Source organism: Pseudomonas sp. D3, assembly GCF_029320995.1.
In the GTDB taxonomy this organism is placed as follows: domain Bacteria; phylum Pseudomonadota; class Gammaproteobacteria; order Pseudomonadales; family Pseudomonadaceae; genus Aquipseudomonas; species Aquipseudomonas paraveronii.
Genome location: NZ_CP119772.1, coordinates 3,423,681 through 3,445,103, shown reverse-complemented (window position 1 = coordinate 3,445,103; position 21,423 = coordinate 3,423,681). Strand labels below are relative to the sequence as shown.

12 protein-coding genes are annotated in these 21,423 nt (G+C 61.0%); 10 read left to right on the top strand and 2 right to left on the bottom strand.

Features of this window, described 5'->3' with window-relative positions; genetic code table 11:
• Nucleotides 1-56: 56 nt before the first annotated feature.
• From tssK to P3S72_RS15630, 5 genes are read left to right on the top strand one after another with little or no spacing between them, the layout of a single operon-like run.
• On the top strand, nucleotides 57-1,439 hold the full coding sequence (gene tssK, locus P3S72_RS15650; RefSeq protein ID WP_276192990.1) for a type VI secretion system baseplate subunit TssK: 1,383 nt from the start codon (nucleotides 57-59) through the stop codon (nucleotides 1,437-1,439).
• Entirely contained in the window at nucleotides 1,436-2,104 is a 669-nt protein-coding gene (locus tag P3S72_RS15645) for a DotU family type IV/VI secretion system protein (protein ID WP_276192989.1), read from the top strand. The genes tssK and P3S72_RS15645 overlap by 4 nt, the downstream gene beginning before the upstream one ends.
• Complete coding sequence (locus P3S72_RS15640) at nucleotides 2,104-6,045, top strand: type VI secretion protein IcmF/TssM N-terminal domain-containing protein (RefSeq protein WP_276192988.1); 3,942 nt, start codon at nucleotides 2,104-2,106, stop codon at nucleotides 6,043-6,045. The genes P3S72_RS15645 and P3S72_RS15640 overlap by 1 nt, the downstream gene beginning before the upstream one ends.
• Nucleotides 6,045-9,224 (top strand): response regulator, encoded by a 3,180-nt coding sequence (locus tag P3S72_RS15635; RefSeq protein WP_276192987.1) that lies wholly within the window; start codon nucleotides 6,045-6,047, stop codon nucleotides 9,222-9,224. Before P3S72_RS15640 ends, P3S72_RS15635 begins: the two co-directional genes overlap by 1 nt.
• Nucleotides 9,217-9,864 carry a response regulator gene (locus P3S72_RS15630; RefSeq protein ID WP_276192985.1) on the top strand — a complete coding sequence of 216 codons (648 nt, stop codon included), beginning with the start codon at nucleotides 9,217-9,219 and terminating at the stop codon, nucleotides 9,862-9,864. Before P3S72_RS15635 ends, P3S72_RS15630 begins: the two co-directional genes overlap by 8 nt.
• A gap of 78 nt (nucleotides 9,865-9,942) precedes the next feature.
• On the opposite strand, the gene P3S72_RS15625 is transcribed toward P3S72_RS15630, so the two are convergent.
• Both P3S72_RS15625 and P3S72_RS15620 read right to left on the bottom strand, forming a co-directional pair.
• The gene (locus P3S72_RS15625; RefSeq protein ID WP_276192984.1) at nucleotides 9,943-13,056 is read right to left on the bottom strand and encodes an efflux RND transporter permease subunit; all 3,114 of its coding nucleotides are present in this window, start codon (nucleotides 13,054-13,056) and stop codon (nucleotides 9,943-9,945) included.
• A 16-nt stretch (nucleotides 13,057-13,072) separates the two neighbouring features.
• The gene (locus tag P3S72_RS15620; RefSeq protein WP_276192983.1) at nucleotides 13,073-14,230 is read right to left on the bottom strand and encodes an efflux RND transporter periplasmic adaptor subunit; all 1,158 of its coding nucleotides are present in this window, start codon (nucleotides 14,228-14,230) and stop codon (nucleotides 13,073-13,075) included.
• Nucleotides 14,231-14,377: 147 nt separating this feature from the next.
• On the opposite strand from P3S72_RS15620, the gene P3S72_RS15615 reads away from it, so the two are divergent.
• The 5 genes from P3S72_RS15615 to glgP all read left to right on the top strand — a co-directional run bounded on the left by P3S72_RS15615 (nucleotide 14,378) and on the right by glgP (nucleotide 21,390).
• Nucleotides 14,378-15,022, top strand: coding sequence for a TetR/AcrR family transcriptional regulator (locus tag P3S72_RS15615; protein WP_276192982.1), 645 nt, complete (start codon nucleotides 14,378-14,380; stop codon nucleotides 15,020-15,022).
• A gap of 62 nt (nucleotides 15,023-15,084) precedes the next feature.
• A complete protein-coding gene (locus tag P3S72_RS15610) occupies nucleotides 15,085-16,524 on the top strand; it encodes an AdeC/AdeK/OprM family multidrug efflux complex outer membrane factor (RefSeq protein WP_276192981.1) in 1,440 nt (479 codons plus the stop codon).
• A gap of 377 nt (nucleotides 16,525-16,901) precedes the next feature.
• A complete protein-coding gene (locus P3S72_RS15605; protein WP_276192980.1) occupies nucleotides 16,902-17,462 on the top strand; it encodes a nitroreductase in 561 nt (186 codons plus the stop codon).
• 205 nt (nucleotides 17,463-17,667) lie between these two features.
• Complete coding sequence (locus P3S72_RS15600) at nucleotides 17,668-18,864, top strand: acetate/propionate family kinase (RefSeq protein WP_276192979.1); 1,197 nt, start codon at nucleotides 17,668-17,670, stop codon at nucleotides 18,862-18,864.
• A 24-nt stretch (nucleotides 18,865-18,888) separates the two neighbouring features.
• Nucleotides 18,889-21,390, top strand: coding sequence for an alpha-glucan family phosphorylase (gene glgP / locus P3S72_RS15595; RefSeq protein ID WP_276192978.1), 2,502 nt, complete (start codon nucleotides 18,889-18,891; stop codon nucleotides 21,388-21,390).
• Nucleotides 21,391-21,423 lie beyond the last annotated feature (33 nt).

The window sequence follows — 21,423 nt, the reverse complement described above, 5'->3', positions numbered from 1 at the left end:
GTCGTGAGCGTTGCAACGGCCACGCTTTTTCAATTTTTTGCCTGAAACCGAGCCCTATGAATATCGATCAGTTGTTGTATTGGCACCAGGGCTTGTTCCTCCAGCCTCAGCATTTCCAACAGAACGATGCCCGTATCGAGCATCGTCTTGCCCGTACCACGGGGTTGAACCATCCATACCCGTGGGGCCTGATCTCGCTGAAGATCAACGAGCCCGCGCTGGTTGCCAAACAATGCCTGCTCGATCAATTGTCGGTGCGCTTCGCCGAAGGCACGTTGGCCGAGTACCCGGGTAATGCGGTGCTGGAATCGCGCAGCCTTGACCTGGGCGAATTCAGTGGCGGCCGCACGCTGTTTGTGGGGTTGCGCCGCTTGCTGCCAGGCGAAGTCAACGCGCAAGTGTTCGAGACCCTCTCGGCCGGTTCTCGGGCGGAAGCGCGGTTTATCGTGGCGGCTGACCCGGAAGTGATCGGTGACCGTCTCGGCAATTCCCCGGAAGCGCGGGTGCGCCCGATGTCCTATGTGTTGCGGCTGTTCTGGGAGGATGAGCTGGAGCATTTGAGCGCCTACGAGCTGCTGCCGATTGCCCGCCTTGAACTGGACGGTGATCGCGTCCGGCCGGCCCAGCGCTACGTGCCGCCGTCGATCAATCTGGCGGCATCGCCGATGCTCCTGCAAACCTTGCGTGAAGTCCGTGACGAACTGGTCGGCCGGGCGCGGCAGTTGTCGGTGTACAAGCAGCCGGGAGAGTCGCGGCGCGGCGATCTCGACGCTGCGCAGGTCAACCATCTGATGGCCCTGGCTGTGCTGAATCGCTATGGCCCGTTGCTGACGCACTTGTTGGAAACACCACAGGTTTCGCCATGGGAGCTTTACGGCACCCTGCGCCAACTTGTCGGTGAGTTGAGTCTGTTTTCCGATGTCTGCGACATGCTCGGCGAAACGCCGGATGGCCGTCAGTTGGTGCTGCCGTACAAACACGAGGACGCGGGGGCTGCAACGATTGCACTGGTGGCCCTGATCGGCCAGCAGCTCAATGAAATCAGCATCGGCTCAGAGTTGCTGGTGCACCTGCAACTGCAGGAAGGATTTTATCAGGCCCCATTGCCAGACGCGTTTTTCGGCCCACGGCATCGTTACTTTCTGGTGGCGCGCAGTGTGGTGGATCCTGTGTGGCTGGCCGAGTGCCTGCCGATGGATGGCAAGCTCGGTGCGCTGAGTGTCATGCAAGGCCTGGTCAACCGCGCGTTGCCCGGCGTCGAGTTGATCTACCTGCAGGTTCCGCCCCAAGGGCTGCCACGGGTGGCCGGCGCGTTGTACTTCCGCCTGGAAACGCTGAGCGATGGTTGGGACACGCTACAGCAGGAGCGTCAGGCGGCGTTTTTCCTGCCCCAGCCGCCGGCTGACCTGAGTATCGACCTGGTGGTGGTGCGCACATGATCAATCCCCGCCTGGCTGACTGCTGGATGTCGAGTTTCGAGGCTGCCAAGCGCGGCTTCATTGATCCGGCACAGTCCTATGAGACGCTTGCGCCGGCGCTCATCGTGCTGCTCGATGGCGCGGCCAATCGGGCCCGCGAGCTGCATTTTGCCGAAGCCGAAGTGCGTGAGGCGTTGTTCGCGGTGGTCGCCTGGATCGATGAGGCGGCCATGTCTGGCGAATGGCCCGGGGCGGCAGAATGGCGGCGGGCGCCGTTGCAACGTCACTACTTTTCCACCAGTCGTGCCGGTGTCGAGTTCTTCCAGCGCTTGGAGGCGTTGCCCGAGGCGGCGGTCGGTGCCCGCGAGGTCTTCGGCCTGGCCTTGCTCGGCGGCTTCCAGGGGCGCTACGCGACCCGCCCGGGTGGTGAACTGATGCAATACCGCCGGCTCTGCCTGGAACGGATCATTCTCGATCGGCAGATGGTGCCGCTGGATGCCACCAGCCATCTGTTTGAACAACCCGAGGCCCAGTTGCCAACACGCCTGCGTGTGGTGCGCCGGGGCTTGCCCGGTATTTCGTTGCTGCTGCTGATCGGGGTGCCCTTGATTCTGTTGACCGTGCTTTACATCAGTTTCGATCTCTCGCTGGGTCGACAAGTCAGCCAATTGCTGGAGATGCGCTGATGTTGAAGAAAGCAGGGGTGTTGTTGCTCTGGGCGGTGCTGCTGGTATGCATCGTGCTGTTGCTCTGGGGCCTGGCGCTCTACCAAAACTGGCCATTGTGGTACGTGCCGGTGATTTTCATCGTTGCGCTGTTGCTGGTTTTTTGCCTGCGTGGGGTCGGGCGGCGCTGGTATGCCTGGCGCTTGCGTCGGCGGATGAACAGCGAATTGCCCCAGAGTCGTCGCGATGAGGCGCCGGCGCTTGATCAGGACTGGAACAGCGGCGTGCAGATGTTGCGCCAGTCGCGCCTGAGTCGATTGGGGTCACCGCTGTATGTGCTGCCCTGGTTCTTGACGCTGGGCGAGAGTGACAGCGGCACCCGGCGTTTGCTGGGCAACAGCGGGCTGACCTCGGCCATGCGTTCGACCCACGGTGGAAAGCCGGCTGCCTCGACTGGGGCCTTGGATTGGTGGTTCCTTGAGCGTGGCGTGATCATTGATCCCGCCGGCCGCATGGCCGAGGGCAACAGCGACGCGGGCCCGGAATGGCGACGGTTGCTTTACTGGCTGCTGCGTTCACGGCGCCGCGAACCCCTCAACGGTGTGCTGCTGGTGATCGACTGCCAGCGCTTGTTGAGCGATTCCGATGCGCGCCTGGCCGAGCAGGGACACAATCTGCGCCGCCGCCTGGATGACCTGGTGAAGGTCTTTGGTGCCCGTTTGCCGGTGTATTTCATTATTACCGGTGCCGAGGCCTTGCCGGGCTTCACCCCATGGGCGTCCGCTCTCACACCGCCCCAGCGTGAGCAGCCATTCGGCCTGCTCAGCCTGCAGCGCACGGGGGCGGCGCAGGTGTTTCTCGAAGAGATGTTCAGTGGGATTGGCCAGCGGCTGTTCGACCTGCGTATCGAATTGGGCGTGCGTGGCCTGCCTGATGAAGAGGCGTTCAGCCTGCCGGAGCGCATCGTTGATCTACGCTCGCGTCTCCAGCATCTGCTGTTACCCGCGTTTGACGCCAACCCCTACAGCGAGTTGCCGCTGCTCTGCGGGCTGTTCCTCACGGCCAACGGGCAAGAGGCTGACGGCACAAGCGAAGGCTGGTTCAGTCATGAGTTGCTGGGACAGCTGTTGCCGGCGCAACGCCATGCTTATCAGCCCATCGATAGTTGGCATCGCTGGCGCAGGCTGTTGGCGCATGCCGCAGTGCTTGGCTGGCTGGGACTGTGTGTCGGCTTTGGCGCCTTGCTGGTGTATGCCGACCACCACACTCAGGCAGTGCTTACCGAAGCGATGGACGAGCCGCCAGCGGCCGAGGACTTCGACGGCGGGCTGGAGACCGACCTGGATGCGCTGCGTCGCTTCCGCCAAGCGTTGATCAGCCTGTCTGACCAGCAGCAGGGCGGCTGGCATGGTTTGCTGCCGTTCTCACGGCATATCGAACAGGTCCAGGAGCACTACCGCTCTGACTACGTCAGGTTGTTCGACCACGAAATACGCACGCCAGTATTCGATGGTGTCATCTCGCAAAACCTGCGCAGCGCGTTGAACAGCGGCGATCCACGTCTGATTGCCGCGTATGCCGAATTCCTTGTGCGACGGATCAACCTGCTCGATGCCCGTCTGAACAATCAGTCGATGGATAACCTGCCGCTGCCGGGTTCCGAGGTGGGTTTCCTGAACTTGACCTACGGTTCCAAGCAAGCGACCAGCGCCGGGCAGTTGGTCACCCTGGGGAGCAGCTATCGCTCCTATCTGGAGTGGCAGACCGATATGGCGCAGATGCAGAGCCAGCGAACGGCCTTGCTGGGTCAGCTCGAAAGCATGGGGCTTGAGGGACGCCCCCTGACGTGGCTGAAAGCCTGGGCCGAACTGCAGGACAATCTGCCGCCGATCCGGCTGGCTGAATACTGGAGCGATAGCGATAACCCGGGGCTGAGTCTTTCCGGTGCTTATACGTCGCAAGGGCATACTGCGATTTTTGCTTTTATGGATGAACTCGGCCTCGCCAGCCGTGACAGCGCGCTGTGGGAGACACAGCGGGTAAAATTCCTCGATCAGTACCGAAGCGATACCCAGGATGCCTGGTATCGGTTTCTCCAGGGCAGCCTGCTCAGTGCGCAGACGCGCTTGAAAAATCGCGGTGATTGGCAACTGGCCCTGAGTGTCGTCGGTACGCCCAACGATCCGTTCCTGAAGCTGCTGCATCGCAGTGCCGAACGGTTCGCTCTGATCCCCGTCGAGCAACGCGCACCTTGGGCGAACCGGGCGGTGTCGCTCGATCGCTTGCTTGAACTGGCCCGTAACAACGATCTGCATGCCGAAGCGGGGGCGTTGGGCAGCCTGAAAATCACCAATGCGCTGGGGGGCGATGTGCTCAAGGGCGTGGCCAGTGGCGGTTCGATCGAGAGTGGCGTCAACGGCTTGCGCGACGAATTGACCCAAGCCCGCGCGTTGGCCAGGTTTCAGCAGTTGATGAAAGGTGTGGTGGCCGATCTGCAGAAAAGCGATGCGCAAGCGTTCCAGGTTGCCGTGGATACTTGGGGCTTCGGTGCCGATCCCTCGGTGAAGTCTGCGCCGCTGTGGGAAGCCGATAGCGTGCGCAGCGCCTTGATCCAGGCGCTGAAGGGGCCGGATCCGCGTGAAGATGTGGTCTGGTCGTTGGCGACCGGCCAGTTGGACTTCGCCTCGCATTACGCTTCCGAAGTGGCGGCCTGCCGCCTGCAAAGTGACTGGAGTGGGCAGTTGCTCAGTTCGATCCAGGGCGTGCAGGACCCGGTCATGCTTAACGAGCTGCTGTACGGCGAACGCGGTCAACTGCCGGCCTTTATGAGCGGGGCGGTGAAAACCTTCGTGCAACGCGATGTGCAGCGCTACAGCGGACGGGAAGCGCTGGGTGTGCAAATTCCGTTGACCGGTGCGTTCTACGCTTATGTCAGTCGTATGCAGCATGCGCGCAACGATCTGCTCGGTGCCGAGCGACAGAGTCAGGCCCAGCAGGCCACGGAGCAGCAAAGCCGGCAGGCACTCGAAGCCGAGCAGAAAGGCCTGGTGGCGCAACGGGCAGAGCTCAAGCAAAGCATTGCCACACTGCAGGCCACGGCGGCCGTGGTGGAATTGTCCGCCGCGCCGTCACAGGTCAACCTCGGCGCTCGCTCGCTGCCCCAGCAGACGCGCCTGACGCTGCAATGCAGTGGCCGTTCGACAGTGCTGGATAACTTCAACTTTCCCACCAGCGCCAGCTTCGTCTGGGCCCCCGGGGCCTGTGCCGATGTTGCCCTGGAGATCAGCTTCGCCAACTTCAAGCTGACCCGGCACTGGACCGGGGACCGTGCGTTCGTGGACTTCCTGCGGCTGTTCAACGGTGGGCAACACACCTTCAGCGCTGATGATTTTCCGGGCCAGCGTAACTTGATGGGCAGTGAGAATCTTATCGGCATTCAACTGACCTACCGCCAGGAAGGCGAACAGGTATTGATGGACAAGTATAGCCAGGCCGACCAATTGCAGCGCCAGGCCACCATCCTCGATGCACAGTTGAATGGCATCGCCGAACAGTTGACGGCGATGGATGCCCAGGCGGCCGCGACGAATGTGCGTCTGGCCGCGCTCGGTTCGCCCACCGAGCAGGGGGTCGCGAGTATTCAACCGCCGACCCAGATCGCCTGGTGCTGGACGCCCAGGCCCGTGGCAACGGGGCTGTCGGCAGGTGAAGGGATTCGCTTGGATCTTGGCACCTATGGCAACGAGACGCGCGTGAAGAACCTTGAGGCGCAACTGCTCACCTTGGGTTTGTCCAGCCGGCGCGAAGCCGCACAGACGATAACCGGCGACAAGGCCACGCGGTTGCTGGTGGTGGCGCTGCGTGACGACGCGGCGGCACAACGGGCGATTCGCGACATTTTGCGCAAAATGGGCGTGAGCGCCACACTCGACAGTGCAGCCGCCAGTAAGGTCGACCTGTGATGAAGAGCTGGCGTGCTTCATTGGCGCTGCGCATTACCTGTGTGCTGGCGCTGGTTCTCGCGTTGAGTTGGTGCGTGGCCGCCGGGCTTAGCGCGTGGCGCACGTATGAACAACTGCAAGGCAAGGCGCTGGACGATCTCAGCCAGCGCCTGGCCTTGCTCTCCAGTGTGGACAATGACGATTTTCGCGACGCGGAGGAGGGCGCCAGACGACTGATGACGCGCTGGAACAGCGGCGCGGCAAACGAGTTTGGCGGCAATATTTTCCAGCGCAGCACCCTGCATTGGGTGCTCAATCCGCCCGGGCCGGGCGTTGCGGACAACGCCGCGGCCACCGATCGGTTGGCCCGCGCCGCTTCCGCTGCCGAAGCATTCGGTACGGCCGGCCAGGCGATGACGGTCGATACGTTTTTCTATTTTCCCGACGCTGGGGCGGCTTTTTCCACGCAAGTCGATATTCCGTCGGGTTTCGCCCAGGCCCGAGCAACGCATTTGCGCGCGCTGTTCGACGGACTATCGGCAGATGGGCCTCAGGTTGTCTGGGACGGGCCCTATTACGAGCCGTCGCTGGGCCGCCAGTTGATCAGCGTTGCGGTGGTCGCCCGGGATGTATCGGGCAAACCCTTGTTCATGACCGGCTATGAATTGAAGCTCGATGAGCGGTTGGCCCGTATCGGGCAGTTGCTCAATGGCTATCCCACCCTGTTGCTGGATGCACAAGGTCAGCGTATTGCCGATCTTTCCGGCAATACGCTGGAGGCGGTTTCCCGCGACAGGCTTAAGCAACTGATCGCGGATTTGCCGGCCGCCGCCGGCTTCCCACAGATCGGTCGCTTCGACGCCGACACGCCGATGATCGTCGCTCACCTGCAGCAACCGGATTGGTATCTGTTGACGGTTTATCCGCAAGCGCAACTGCGCGCCGGCGCGTTGGGCCTGATTCTAGCCGAGGTACCTTTTGCGATTGTCGGCTTCATCCTCTTGGCCCTTGGTTTACTCTGGGTGTTGCATCGCCAGTTGGCGCAGCCGCTGGCCCGGTTTGCGCGGGAAATCGAAGAAACCGCTCGCGGCGACGACCTGTCGCGTCGTTTGCCAGAGGCGCGCGCCGATGAGCTGGGACGCTTCGCCAGGGCCTACAACCGCTTGCTCGATGCGTTGCAGGCCGAGCAGGCCGGGCTGGAGCACCTGGTGGAGGTGCGCACTCAGGAACTGCAGGGCGCCCGGGACATGGCCAACCAGGCCAACCAACTCAAGGGGCAGTTCCTGGCCAACATGAGCCACGAAATCCGTACCCCGATGAACGCCGTCATCGGCATGAATCACTTGCTGGCGGATACGCCGCTCACGGCTCAGCAGCAACATTTTGTCACGGCCATCCGTGAGAACTCCGAAGCCCTGCTGGCGCTGATCAGCGACATCCTGGACTTCTCCAAAATCGAGTCGGGTAACCTGAATATCGAGCAGGTCGAGTTCGATCTGACCGAAGTGCTGGAAGACGTCACCGAACTGTTGGCACCGCGCGCGGCGGAAAAAGGCCTGCGCATGATCTGTCATATTGCCACCAATGTACCGGGGCAAGTGATCGGTGATCCGTGGCGATTGCGGCAGATTCTGCTCAATCTCCTGAGTAACGCTGTCAAGTTCACCGCCAGCGGCTCGATTCGCCTGCTGGTCTGGCGGGGGGAGGACGACCAGCTTGGATTTCAGGTGATCGATACCGGCATCGGCATCGCGCCGTCCGCACAGCGTTCGGTGTTTGAGGCGTTTTTGCAGGCCGATGCCTCCACCACCCGAAACTACGGCGGTACCGGGTTGGGCTTGTCCATCAGCCAGCGCCTGGCTGGGATGATGGGTGGCGGTATCGAGTTGCACAGCCAACCGGATGTGGGTTCGACCTTCGCGCTGACCTTGCCCTTGCCGCAATGCCCGGCGCGTGCGGCCGACGCCCCACGGTTGTGGGGGCTGCGGACCCTGGTGGTGGATGAACACGCCGATGAGCGTGGGGCATTGATGGAGATGCTCGGCCAGTGGCAGATGCTGTGCCAGGGCGCAGCGTCTGCCGAAGAAGCATTGAGCCTGATGCACGAGCAGGCACAGTTGGGTGTCAGGTTCGACTTAGTATTGGTCAATTGGCGCCTGCCGATGGTCGATGGCGTCGAGTTCGCCGACCTGTGCCGTGCAGCCCCGGCGTTGGCCACCGCGCGTATCGTGCTGATGGCCTCGCAGGTGGAATCACTGCCGTCTGCCGATGAACTGCGCGCCCATGGCCTGGCCGCGTGCGTTGTCAGGCCGCTGCGTCGTCAGCATTTCTATCGGACCTTGTGCGAGGTGCAGAGCGGTGCAACGCCGACGCTCTGCGAAACCGCATCGCCGTTGCGCAGTCTGGAGCGGCATGACTTCGGCCTGGATGTCCTGGTGGTCGATGACATCGCCACCAATCGCGAGATTACTCAGTTGTTCCTGGAGCGTTTCGGCCATCGCGTCGTTCATGCCCGCGACGGTGTCGAGGCACTGGAAATACTCGGTCGGAAGATTTTCGATGCGGTCTTGATGGACGGGCAAATGCCGCGAATGGATGGCATGGAGGCTGTTCGTCAATTGCGTTCGGGGCAGTGCTCAGTGCTGGATGAGGATGTTTACGTGATTGCCTTGACCGCCAACGCCATGAGCGGTGACCGCGAGCGTTTCATCGAAGCCGGCGCCAACGAGTATCTCGCCAAGCCCGTGTTACCGATGCAGCTGTTCGATGCGATCACGCAAGTGATTGTGCGGCAGCAGGCACGGGGGATGGAGTTGCGCAGCGCAGAGCCCTCGGCACCGAGCCTGGCGAAGCCCGTGCCGACGCTGATGCCACTCCAGGAACAGGACCCACTCCGGGCCCCGCGTCTGCAGCGTTTATTCATGGCGGACTGCCAGGCCTTGCTGGTGCGGCTCAAGGAGGCGGTCGCGCAGGTCGATCACGCCGAGGCCGCGCGTATCGCCCATAGCCTCAAGGGGAGTGCCGGGCAATTCGGTGAAGCGGCGTTGGAGGCGTCGGCTGCGTTGATGGAACAGGCCGCCGCTGACGCGGATATCGCCACGATGCTCGCTGCGCTGTTGCAACTGGACATGCAGGGTCTGACCCTGGCTGCGCGTCAGCCCGGCCCCTCTGAAAAAACTGGAAAGCCTGACGATGTCTGAGTGCCGTTTACTGCTGGTGGATGATCACGCAATGATTCGCGAAGGGTTGTGTGCGCTGCTGGCCGATGTGCCTGAGCTGAGCGTGGCGGGCGAGGCCGAAGATGGTCAGCAAGCCGTTGCCATGTGCCGCGCCTTGCAACCTGACTTGGTGTTGATGGACCTGAATATGCCGTTGCTCGATGGCGTCTCGGCCCTGACCCTGATCGCCAGGCGCTGGCCGGCCATCCTGATCATCGCCCTGACTTCGACGGTCTCCGAACATAACGCCGCGCTGGCGCTGGAGGCCGGCGCGGTCGGCTATGTGCTCAAGCGCAGCCGGCGCGAAGACCTGCTCCAGGCCATCGCCCAGGTGCGCGCAGGGAAAATCTATATCGATTCCGGTCTCGATGCCGCTCAAGTCATGGCGCTACGCGGCGCCGGGCACGCGGCCAGCGGTGTCAGCCTGACCGGACGAGAACGCCAGGTCTTGAAGCTGGTCGCCGAAGGCGCGCGTAATCGAGACGTTGCCGAGATCTTGTGTATAGGCCTCAAAACCGTAGAGACCCATCGGCTCAACCTGATGAAAAAACTGGACGCACACAACGCTGCCGATATGACCCAATGGGCCTATCGGCTTGGCCTGCTTGGCGAGGATCAATAACCCGTGTTGGGCAACGGCGGCTGGCTTTTTGATTGGCGCGGGGACACCGGCGTAAGTCAGCCCGCGCGCTGAACAACATCATGACGAAGCATCAATTTTGAACAATTTGTAGACGACGACAAAAAACACCGGCACGAAGAAAATCGCAAGCAATGTCCCAGAGAGCATGCCGCCAATCACCGCCGTTCCGAGTGCGTGCTGTGCCCCGGCGCCGGCGCCACTGCCGAGGACCATGGGCAGTACGCCCAGAATGAAGGCAAGCGACGTCATCAGAATGGGGCGTAAACGCATCCTGACCGCTTCAAGCGCTGCCTCAATGAGCCCCTTGCCTTGCTCGTGAATCTCCTTGGCGAACTCGACGATGAGAATGGCGTTTTTCGACGCTAGCCCGATGGTGGTCAGTAAGCCGACCTGGAAATACACGTCGTTCATCTTCCACGTCAGGATGGCACCGACCAGTGCGCCGAGTACGCCTAAGGGGACAACCAGAATCACCGACATCGGTATCGCCCAACTCTCGTACAACGCTGCCAGACACAGGAACACAATCAGGATCGACAAGCCGTAGAGCAGCCCGGTGCGGCCCGTTGATGCTTTTTCCTGGAGCGACAAACCTGTCCACTCGTAGCCAAAGCCTGCTGGCAGTTGGGCCATGGCGTCTTCGACAATCGCCAGCGCCTCGCCGCTTGACGCTTTCCCCGGCATCGCCATGCCAAGTATCTCCACTGACGGCGAACCGTTGTAGCGCTCAAGCTTGGGCGATCCCGACGCCCAGTGCGCCGTGGCAAACGCGGTGAACGGCACCATGGTTCCTGCGCTGTTGCGGACATACCAGCGACCGATGTCCTTAGGCAACATACGGAACTGAGCATCCCCCTGGAGCATGACTTTTTTGACCCGACCCTGATCAAGAAAGTCGTTTACGTAAGTGCTCCCCCAAGCTGTTGAAAAGGTATCGTTGATATCGGACATCGAAAGCCCTAGCGTGCCTGCTTTGTGGTGATCGATATCCAGACGAAACTCTGGCGCGTCCTCTTGCCCGTTGGCCCGAACGGCGACCAATCGCGGGTCTTTGCTGAGAATGCCCAGCAGTTGGTTACGGGCTTTCATCAAGGCTTCATGGCCAAGGTTTGCGCGATCCTGAAGCATGAGGTCAAAACCCGTTGCGTTGCCCAGTTCCGATACCGCGGGTGGGGCGAACGGGATGATCTGCGCATCCCTGACCTTGGCGAAATAAGCCCATGCCCTGGCCGTCACGCTGTTGACGCTAAGGGATTCGTCACGGCGCTCGTCCCATGGCCGCAGCTTGATGAATGCCAGGCCAGTGTTTTGGCCATTGCCTGCGAAACTGAATCCGGAGACGGTGAAAATGCCCGCAACCGCCTCTTTCTCATCCACGAGAAAATGCTGCTCGACTTGTTTGAGCGCGTCATTGGTGCGGGCTGCAGTCGCGCCGGGTGGAAGCTGTATCAGCGCAAAGAGCGTGCCTTGATCCTCGTCGGGCAGAAAACCCACCGGGATTTTGAGGAAGGCGCCGACAACCAAGATCAGGAGCGCGGCGTAGATGAGCATATAGCGTTTGGGCCTGCTCAACATATGGTTCACGCCACCCTGATAATGGCGGCTGCCACGTTCGAAGGTCCGGTTGAACCAGCCGAAGAAACCGCGCTGGGTCAGCTCATGTCCACGATCGATCGGTTTGAGCAGCGTGGCACAGAGTGCGGGCGTCAGAATCATTGCGACGAGAATGGACAACACCATCGCCGACACGATCGTGATGGAGAACTGGCGGTAAATGACCCCCGTCGAGCCGCCGAAGAACGCCATAGGGATGAACACCGCGGCCAGCACCAGTGCGACGCCGACCAGCGCCCCGGTGATCTGCCCCATGGATTTGCGAGTTGCCTCCTTGGGCGACAGGCCTTCTTCGCTCATGACCCGCTCGACGTTCTCCACCACCACGATGGCGTCGTCGACCAACAGCCCGATCGCCAACACCATCGCAAACATCGTCAGGGTGTTGATGCTGAAGCCGAATACCGCAAGTACGCCGAACGTGCCGAGCAACACCACCGGAACGGCAATCGTGGGAATGAGGGTTGCGCGAAAATTTTGCAAAAACAGGTACATCACCAGAAATACCAGCACGATCGCTTCGACCAACGTGCGCACGACTTCTTCTATGGAAATGCGCACGAAAGGGGTCGTGTCATACGGTTTCTGTACCTGAACACCCTGCGGGAAAAAGGGTTTGAACTCCTCAATCCGCGCATCGATGGCCTTGACCGTATCGAGTGCGTTGGCTCCCGGAGCGAGTTTGATGGCCAGACCGGCAGCCGGTTTGCCATTGAACCGACTGGCGTTACTGTAGCTTTCGCTGCCCAGTTCGACCCGGGCGACGTCACGCAAACGCACCTGGGCGCCGTCGGTCTGCGTGCGCAGTAAGATGTCCTCAAACTCGGCGGCACTGCGAAGTTGAGTCTGAGAGGTAATGGTCGCATTGAGTTGCTGGTTGCCGGACGCCGGCAGCGCGCCGAGTTGCCCGGATGACACTTGCACGTTCTGCGCTTGGATCGCGTCCTTTACATCCAGCGGCGTCAGGCTGAAGTTTTCCAGCTTGTCGGGATCGAGCCATATCCGCATGGCATATTGCGCACCGAATAACGTGGTATCGCCAACCCCATCGACCCTTCCGATCGCGTCCTGGATGTTGGCCGAGACATAGTTCGATAGATCGGCACCATTCATTCGGCCATCTTCGGAGGTGAAGGCCAGGATATTCAGAAAGTTGGTGGACGATTTGACGACCTGCACGCCCTGTTGCTGAACCTGCGAGGGAAGTAGGGGAGTCGCCAGTGCGAGCTTGTTCTGCACCTGTACCTGCGCAGTGTCAGGGTCCGTGCCGTTTTCAAAGGTCAGCGTAATCGTGACGGAGCCATTGGATTCGCTCGTTGACGCGATGTAGCTCAGGCGATCCAGGCCCTTCATTTTCTGCTCGATGACTTGAGTGACCGTATCCTCCAGGATTTTTGCCGACGCACCTGGGTAGGTCGCGGTAATGGCGATGGCGGGCGGTGCAATAGTCGGGTATTGCGCAATGGGCAGCGTCAGGATGGACAACACACCGACAAGCATGACGATGATGGCCAGCACCCAGGCAAAAATCGGGCGATCAATAAAAAAACGTGCCATGGTATTTACCCGCTGCTCAATGAAGGTCGGAAGGTGCAGGTGCCTGCGTCACGGACGGCGCCTGCCACGGTACGGTCTTGACCGTCACACCAGGGGCCGCGCGCTGCAGCCCATCAATGACCAATTGATCACCGGCATTCAGCCCACTGCGAATCAGCCACTGATCCCCGATAGCCCGGTCGGTTTCCAGATCTCGTCGCTCGAGTTTGTCGTCCTTGCCCACCACGTAAGCCTGGGGTTTGCCTGTGCTGTCCCTTGATACCGCTTGCTGGGGAACCAGCAGGCCTTGATCCTTGACACCCTCTTCAAGGACCGCGCGGACATACATCCCCGGAAGCAGGGTGGCGTTGGGATTGGGAAAGATCGCGCGAAGGGTGATGGCCCCGGTGTCTTGATCCACCGTCACATCCGAAAATTCAAGCGAGCCCTCCAGGGGATAAAAGCTGCCGTCTTCGAGTCGCAGCCTGACTTTAGCCGCGCTTGCACCGCTTTTTTCCAGATCGCCTTGGGCCATTGCTTTCTTGAGGCGCAGGAGTGCGACGCTAGGCTGCGTGACGTCCACGTAGATCGGATCAAGCTGCTGGATGGTTGCCATGGCCGTGCTCTGACTGGCCGTGACCAATGCGCCTGGGGTGATACTGGATTTGCCGATGCGTCCTGAGATCGGGGCATCGACACGGGTGTAGGCCAGATTGATGCGACTGCTTTCAACATTGGCCCTGGCCGATGATACATCCGCCTCGCCTTCGCCCACGGAAGCCACAGCGTCGTCGTAATCCTGTCGACTTATGGCATTGACGGCGGACAGCTCCTTGTAGCGATCACGCTTGAGTCGTGTGGAGATGAGGGTTGCCTGGGCCTTGGCCAATGCCGCGACATTGTTTTCATAGGTGGCTTTGTAGGTGGCTGGGTCAATCGAGTAGAGCACCTGGCCCGCCTTGACGTCGCTGCCCTCGGTGAAGCTGCGCTTGAGCACGATTCCGTTGACCTGAGGCCTTACCTCTGCGATCAGAAACGGCACCGTCCGTCCAGGAAGCTCGGTGGTAAACACCACGCGTTGTGGCTGCACAGAGAGCGTACCCACTTCAGGCGTACCTGCAGCCGGTGGTGCGCCGCCTGGCGGTTTGCCACAGGCCGCCAAGACACTGATTGACGCGATGACCACCACTGACATGAGGCGCTTCGGGTATGCAAGGCACATAGCGTGCTCCAAGGACAAAAGACATTATTAACGATACCGAACTGTACGGTAATCTATTTTGACAGAAGCATTTGGTCAAGTAATAATGGTACACATTGGTATCGAAATAGGAGATTTCTTGTGCGGGTACTTACGGACAGCAAGCGGGATGCGATTCTTCAGGCCGCCGCAGACATTTTTCATGAGCAAGGGTTTGAAGGGGCTTCCATGGCAGGCATCGCCACGCGAGTGGGCGGTTCCAAGTCGACGCTCTACCGCTATTTTTCCTCCAAGGAGGAGTTGTTTGTTGCGGTGAGTCATCAGGCTGCCAAAGACCAGATTCTTCCAACCCTGGAAACATTGCTGGCAAGCACGGATCAGGAACTGGGTGGCGTACTTCGACGTTTTGGGGAGACGGCACTGGCGATTGTCGCGAGTGAACCCGCGATCAAAGCCATGCGCACAGTGATCAGCGAGTCAGGTCGCAGTGACATCGGCAAGCTCTTCTATGAAACCGGGCCACAGATCGCCATGCATGCCCTGGCTGATTTTTTCCGGGCCCGAATGCTCGCAGGTACGTTGCGTCAGGCTGATCCCCACGTGGCAGCTCGACACCTCATCGCGCTCTTCGAGTCAGAGACCATATTTCCTTGCCTGATGGGCATCAGGTCCGAGCTATCCAGTGCCGAGATCAAAGGGGCTGTTGACCGCGCTGTTGAAGTGTTCCTCGGTGGTTACGGCGGGGGGGATGGAAAAACAGCAACAGAAACCGAAACGATTACTTGATGGGTCCCCAGCCGCTGGTGGCGGGGGTCACTCAAACGCCATTTACTTGATAGGGCTGCGCAATGAAGAAATCTCTATTGTCTCTTGCAGTAACCGCGTTTGTGCTGGGCGGCTGCTCACTGATCCCTGACTATCAACGGCCCGCAATACCTACGGCTACACAGTACCCAACGGGCCAGTCGTATTCGCCAGCCACCGCTGCGGACACTGTGGCCGCTGACCTGGGCTGGCGCCAGTTTTTCAAGGAGCCTGGGCTTCAGCAACTGATTCAGCTATCGCTGGAAAACAACCGAGACCTCAGAGTCGCCGCACTCAATATCGAAGCGTACCGCGCCAAATACCGGATCCAGCGTGCCGACCTGCTGCCATCGATTTCCGCCGATGCCAGCGGGACCCGCCAGCGAACACCCGCCGATCTTTCGCAGACAGGGCGTACAACTACGTCAGGCCAGTATTCGGCGACACTGGGCATCAGTTCTTATGAACTGGATTTGTTCGGCCGCGTGCGCAGCCTCAGCCAAGAGGCGCTGGAAACCTACCTTTCCAGCGAAGAGGCCCGTCGCTCGACTCAAATCAGCCTGGTGGCAAGCGTTGCCAATGCGTACTTCACCTGGCAGGCGGATCAAGCACTGCTGGCGCTGACCCAAAACACCCTTGACGCCTATGAGCAAAGCTTGGACCTCACCACGCGCAGCAGCAAAGTGGGGGTGTCTTCCGCACTGGATCTGGCACAGGCTCGCACATCGGTAGATAGCGCTCGCGTGAGTCTGGCGACCTACCAGCGACAGGTCGCCCAGGATCAGAATGATCTGGTGTCACTGCTGGGCGCAGGCTTGCCCGACAATCTTCCGCTAGCCAAGCCCTTGGGGACTGACCTGCTGGCCACCGTACCGGTTGGTTTGCCGTCGGATCTGCTGACCCGTCGTCCAGACATTATCGAGGCCGAACATACGCTGAAGGCTGCCAACGCAGACATCGGTTCAGCTCGCGCAGCGTTTTTCCCGAGTATTACCCTGACAGCCGACGCGGGAACGTCCAGCAGCGAGCTGTCCGGCCTGTTCAAGGGCGGCTCCGGCAGTTGGCTATTCACCCCCAGTATCAGCCTGCCGATCTTTAACGCCGGCAACCTGCGGGCCAGTCTGGACTATTCGAAAATAGAGAAAGACATCAGCGTCGCTAACTACGAGAAGGCCATTCAAACTGCCTTCAAGGAAGTCTCTGACGGCCTGGCGTCGCGCAAAACCTACGTCGATCAGCTTCAGTCGCAGCGTGACTATGTTCAGGCCAGTCAGGACTACTACGTTCTCGCCGAGTGGCGATACCGTGTCGGGATCGACAGCAATCTTACCTTTCTGGATGCCCAGCGTTCGTTGTACAGCGCACAACAGTCCCTCATCAGTGACCAGTTGTCCCAGCTGACTAGCGAGGTCAACTTGTACAAGGCTTTAGGGGGAGGGTGGTATCCAAACTCGGTCGAGAAGACTTCGAAACTCAAAGGTTGAGCATTTGCGTCGTACTGCCCGCTTCAATGACGTACTGAGTATCGCCAACGCGCCTTCCTGCACATGCCCCAGGCAACTTGCGAGATGAGTGCCGGAGGTGGTCACCTTCAGGTCGTCTGCAGCCGAGCGGGTTGATTTTTGTCAACTCGGCCAGCGCCCGGCGACAGTCGGTGACCGCGTCGGCCGGGGTGTGACTTTGTTGATAAAAGTCAACCTGGTTGCGGGCAGTTCAGAGAAGCATGCAAGTACCGTCGACGTGAGAGGAGAGCACCCTGATGGCTCACCGTAAAATCGTGTTTCGCGCGGCTGCCCGCGAGAAAATCCCCAGTGGCGCCACCCAACTTTGATTTGAGTCGCTCTGATGGAGGCATGCACCCATGAACGTAACCAAGGCAATCGCCGGCCGGCGCTCGACACGTGACTACACGCCAGAACCGGTCGATGAAAAACTCATTTTTCGCTTGATCTATGCCGCCGCCCAGGCGCCCAGCGCGATGAACCAACAGCCCTGGACGTTCACGGTGATCCGCGACCAGGCGCTGCTGGAGCTGATTTCCCGTGAAGCGAGGGCCTGGACGCTCGCCACCACGCCCGCTGGAACGCACTCCAGCCACTTCCAAGCGTTGCTCAGCGAGGAGAGTTTTCAGATTTTCTACCATGCGCCGGTCCTAGTGCTGATCTCGGGCAACGCGCCCAATCAGTGGATTGTCGAAGACTGTGCCTTGGCGGCCGAGAACCTGATGATCGCGGCGCATGCCGAGGGGCTCGGGACGTGCTGGATCGGTTTCGCCCAAGGCTTTCTGAATACGCCGCAGGGTAAGCAGGCGCTGGGCCTGCCCGCCGAGTGGACGCCCGTCGCACCGATTATCGTGGGGCATCCAAAGTCGGTGCCCGCACCCGTCGTTCACAAGGCCCCAGAGATCCATTGGATAGGCTGATGCCCCAGGCAGGGCTACCGTTGATCCAGCGGTTGGCCGGTATCTCGGTTTTCTGACGTGGATCAGATCGCCCGCCAGGCGGGCTCCTATGCTCGGATTGAACCACTCATCGAGTGTCGAGGCGGCCCATGAATCGAGCATTACGTTTACTGCTTATCGGGCCCCGTCAGGCCGTGTATTCCCCCGCATTGTGGAGCCACTCGTGATGGATGCGCCTTGCCCGGCGCTGCTGGTGTTGAATGCGGGCTCTTCGACCCTCAAGTTTTCCCTTTACCTCGCGGCGGCGTCCGCTGCTCATTGCCTGGGCAGCGGCAGTATTGAAGTCCGCCGGGGCAGGGCGATGCTGGTTTACCAAGACTCCGGATCCGGCGCCGACCATCAGGAGCAATGGATCGCCGAGAGTTGCATGGACGCAGTCTCCTTGGGCAACCTAATGCGCTGGGTGGGCAGCCATACCCAATGGCGGATTGTCGGAGCGGCGCACCGGGTGGTTCATGGCGGCGCCCGGCGGGAAGTGGCTGCGCGGATCGATACCGCGCTGATCAGCGAGATACAAGGATTGATTCCAATGGCGCCCTTGCACCAGCCCCTGTGCCTCGCACCGATTCTCCATGTGGCCCGCGAACATCCCGAGCTGCCTCAGGTGGCCTGCTTCGACACGGCCTTTCACCACACGCTCGACCCGCTGGAAACCCTGTATGGCCTGCCCAGGGCACTGAGCGAGGAGGGCCTGCGGCGTTATGGCTTCCATGGCTTGTCCTACGAGTACATCGCCGGGGTCCTGGCCGATTATGACCCGCGCGCGGCCACCGGGCGCACCCTGGTCGCCCACCTGGGCAACGGTGCCAGCCTGTGCGCGATGCGTAACCGGATCAGTTGCGGCACCACCATGGGTTTTTCCACCCTGGACGGACTGTTGATGGGCACCCGCCCGGGCAACCTGGACCCCGGAATCGTGCTGTATCTGCTGCGCGAACGCGGCATGAGCGCGGAGGCGGTCGAACACCTGCTGTACCACGAGTCCGGATTGCTTGGCGTCTCTGGCGGTGTGGCGAGTGACATGCGCACGCTGCTGGCCAGTCATGCCGAGGGGGCCACGCAGGCCATCGAGTTGTTTGTACGGCGTGTCGTCAAGGAAATCGGGGCCCTGGCCGCAGTGCTGGGCGGGCTCGACGCGTTGGTGTTCACCGGCGGCATTGGCGAACATGCACCCGCCGTGCGTGACGCGATACTCGACGGTTGCGCCTGGTTAGGCGTAACCCGCAACCACGAGCATCCCACCGGAGCCTGCCTGACGACGCCGGACAGCCAGGTCTCCGCCTGGGTCATTAGCACTGATGAAAATGCAGTCATCGCTCGACACAGCCTGGCCTTGCTGCCGGCGGCGAGCGAGGCGCTTTAGCCACTATCGCCTTGAGGTGTCGACGTGTATGCATTCTTGCCACGCGAACTGCCAGAGCAGTTGCGCGCATTGACCGAGCTTGCGCTTAACCTGCGCTGGACCTGGAACCATACGCTCGACGAGCTATGGAAAAGCATCGACCCGCTGCTGTGGGAGCGCACCCATAACCCCTGGCTGATACTGCAGAACACATCGCCGCACCGGCTTGAAGAACTCTGTCGAGATGCGACGTTCTCGCAAACCCTCGCGCACGCCATCGAAGAGCACCGCCACTACCTCGGCGAGCCGGGTTGGTATGCGGAGCAGAAAACCGCCGGCGATTCCAAACGGATCGCCTACTTCAGCATGGAGTTCGGCCTGAGCGAGGCGCTGGCGCTCTACGCCGGCGGGCTCGGTGTGCTGGCCGGGGATTACCTGAAGACGGCGAGCGATATGGGGGTACCGCTGCTCGGGGTGGGGTTGCTCTATCAGGAAGGCTATTTTCGACAAACTATCGACGCGGCGGGGCGCCAGCAGGAGGCCTACCCCTATAACGACCCGACCAGCCTGCCGATCCAGCCGGCATTTGGGCATGACGGCGCCTGGTTGAAAGTCCCCTTGGCGCTTCCCGGCCGTACCCTGTTTTTACGCGTGTGGCAGGCCATCGTCGGGCGTACCAGCCTGTACCTGCTGGACAGTAATGATTTGCTCAATGGCGCCAGCGACCGTGGCATCACCTCGAAGTTGTACGGCGGCGGTTCGCAGATGCGCTTGCTGCAGGAAGTGGTGCTTGGCATTGGCGGCTGGGCCACACTCGAAGCATTGGCGATCAATGTCGATGTGTGCCACCTCAACGAAGGTCATGCTGCGCTGCTGGTGCTGGAGCGTGCCCGGCGCTTCATGCACCAGCACGGCACATCGTTCCAGGAAGCCTGGTGGGCGACGCGGGCAGGTAACGTCTTTACCACCCACACGCCGGTGGCGGCGGGCTTCGATGTGTTTCCCGCAGAACTGGTACTCAAGTATGCCCGAGGCTATCTCGACGACTGCCACCTCTCTTCGCGCGAACTGCTGGCGCTGGGCCGACGTAATCCGTTGGACGATGATGAACCCTTCAACATGGCTTTTCTGGCACTGCGTGGGTGCGCTCAAGCCAATGGCGTGAGCCGGTTGCACGGCGAGGTCAGCCGACAGCTATTTAGCGATCTGTATCCGCGCTGGCCCGTCCAAGAGGTACCGGTGGGGCATGTCACCAACGGTGTCCATGTCTCGTCCTGGGACTCAATGTGGTCGGATCATCTATGGACCACAAGCTGCGGCAAGGAACGTTGGCGCGGCGCGGTCGAATTGCTGCCGGCGACGGTCGCCAACAATGACGACGAGGCCTTGTGGAGCATGGCGGCCGAGCAACGCCGCGACCTGGTGAACTATGCGCGCAAGCGCCTGGCCTGGCAGCTTGAGCAGCGTGACGAGTCGGCGCAGCAGGTGGCGGAGGCCGCGCAGGTACTTGACCCTAACTGCCTCACCCTCGGGTTTGCGCGACGCTTCACCGACTATAAGCGCCCGAACCTGCTGCTGCATGACAGCGACCGCCTGGCGCGGCTGTTAACCAACGAACAGCATCCAGTACAACTGCTCATCGCCGGCAAGGCTCATCCCGCCGACGAGCAGGGCAAGCAACTGATCCAGGCATGGCTCGACTTCGTGCATCGCCCAGGGCTGCGCCGGCATGTGGTGTTCCTGGAAGACTATGACTTGGAAATGGCCCAACACCTGGTGCAGGGCGTCGATGTCTGGATCAACACCCCGCGTCGGCCGTGGGAAGCCTGCGGCACCAGCGGCATGAAGGTGCTCGTCAACGGCGGCTTGAACCTCTCGGAACTCGATGGCTGGTGGGCGCAAGCGTACCAGCCCGCCTATGGCTGGGCGATCGGGGATGACGCGCCGAGCAATGACGACGTCGACGCGGAGCGCTTGTACGGCCTGCTGGAAAACGAGGTAGTTCCCACGTTCTACGCACGCGATGCACAGGGTATTCCAAGGGACTGGGTGCAACGCATGCGCGCCAGCATGTCGCAACTGGGGCCGTACTACAGCAGCAATCGCATGCTGCAAGAATACCTGGAGCATCTTTACCAGCCGGCGATTCAGGCGTTCCGACGCCGTCGCGAGGATAACGCGGCACTCGCACGCACACTCCACGCCTGGCAGAAAGGGCTGGTGTCGGCATGGGGCAATATTCATTTCGGCACGGTCGACGGGCATCGCGACGGCGACTGTCTGTGCATCCGCGTGCCGGTGTATTTGGGTGAAGTTTCGCCTCAGTGGGTCAAGGTGGAACTCTATGGGGGCCTGTGCGGCGAGTATCCCGCAGAGTGCCTGCTGATGAATGCCGTCGATGTGATTCCGGGTGCGATCCAGGGTTACATCTATTCCATTTCGGTCGCCACGATGCGCCCGCTGGAGCACTACACCCCACGGGTTCGCGCCTGGCATCCGGAGGCCTTTGTGCCGGCGGAAAACCCGTTGATTGCGTGGCAGCGTTGAGGCGGATGCACCCTGCGACGCGCCTATTGCCAG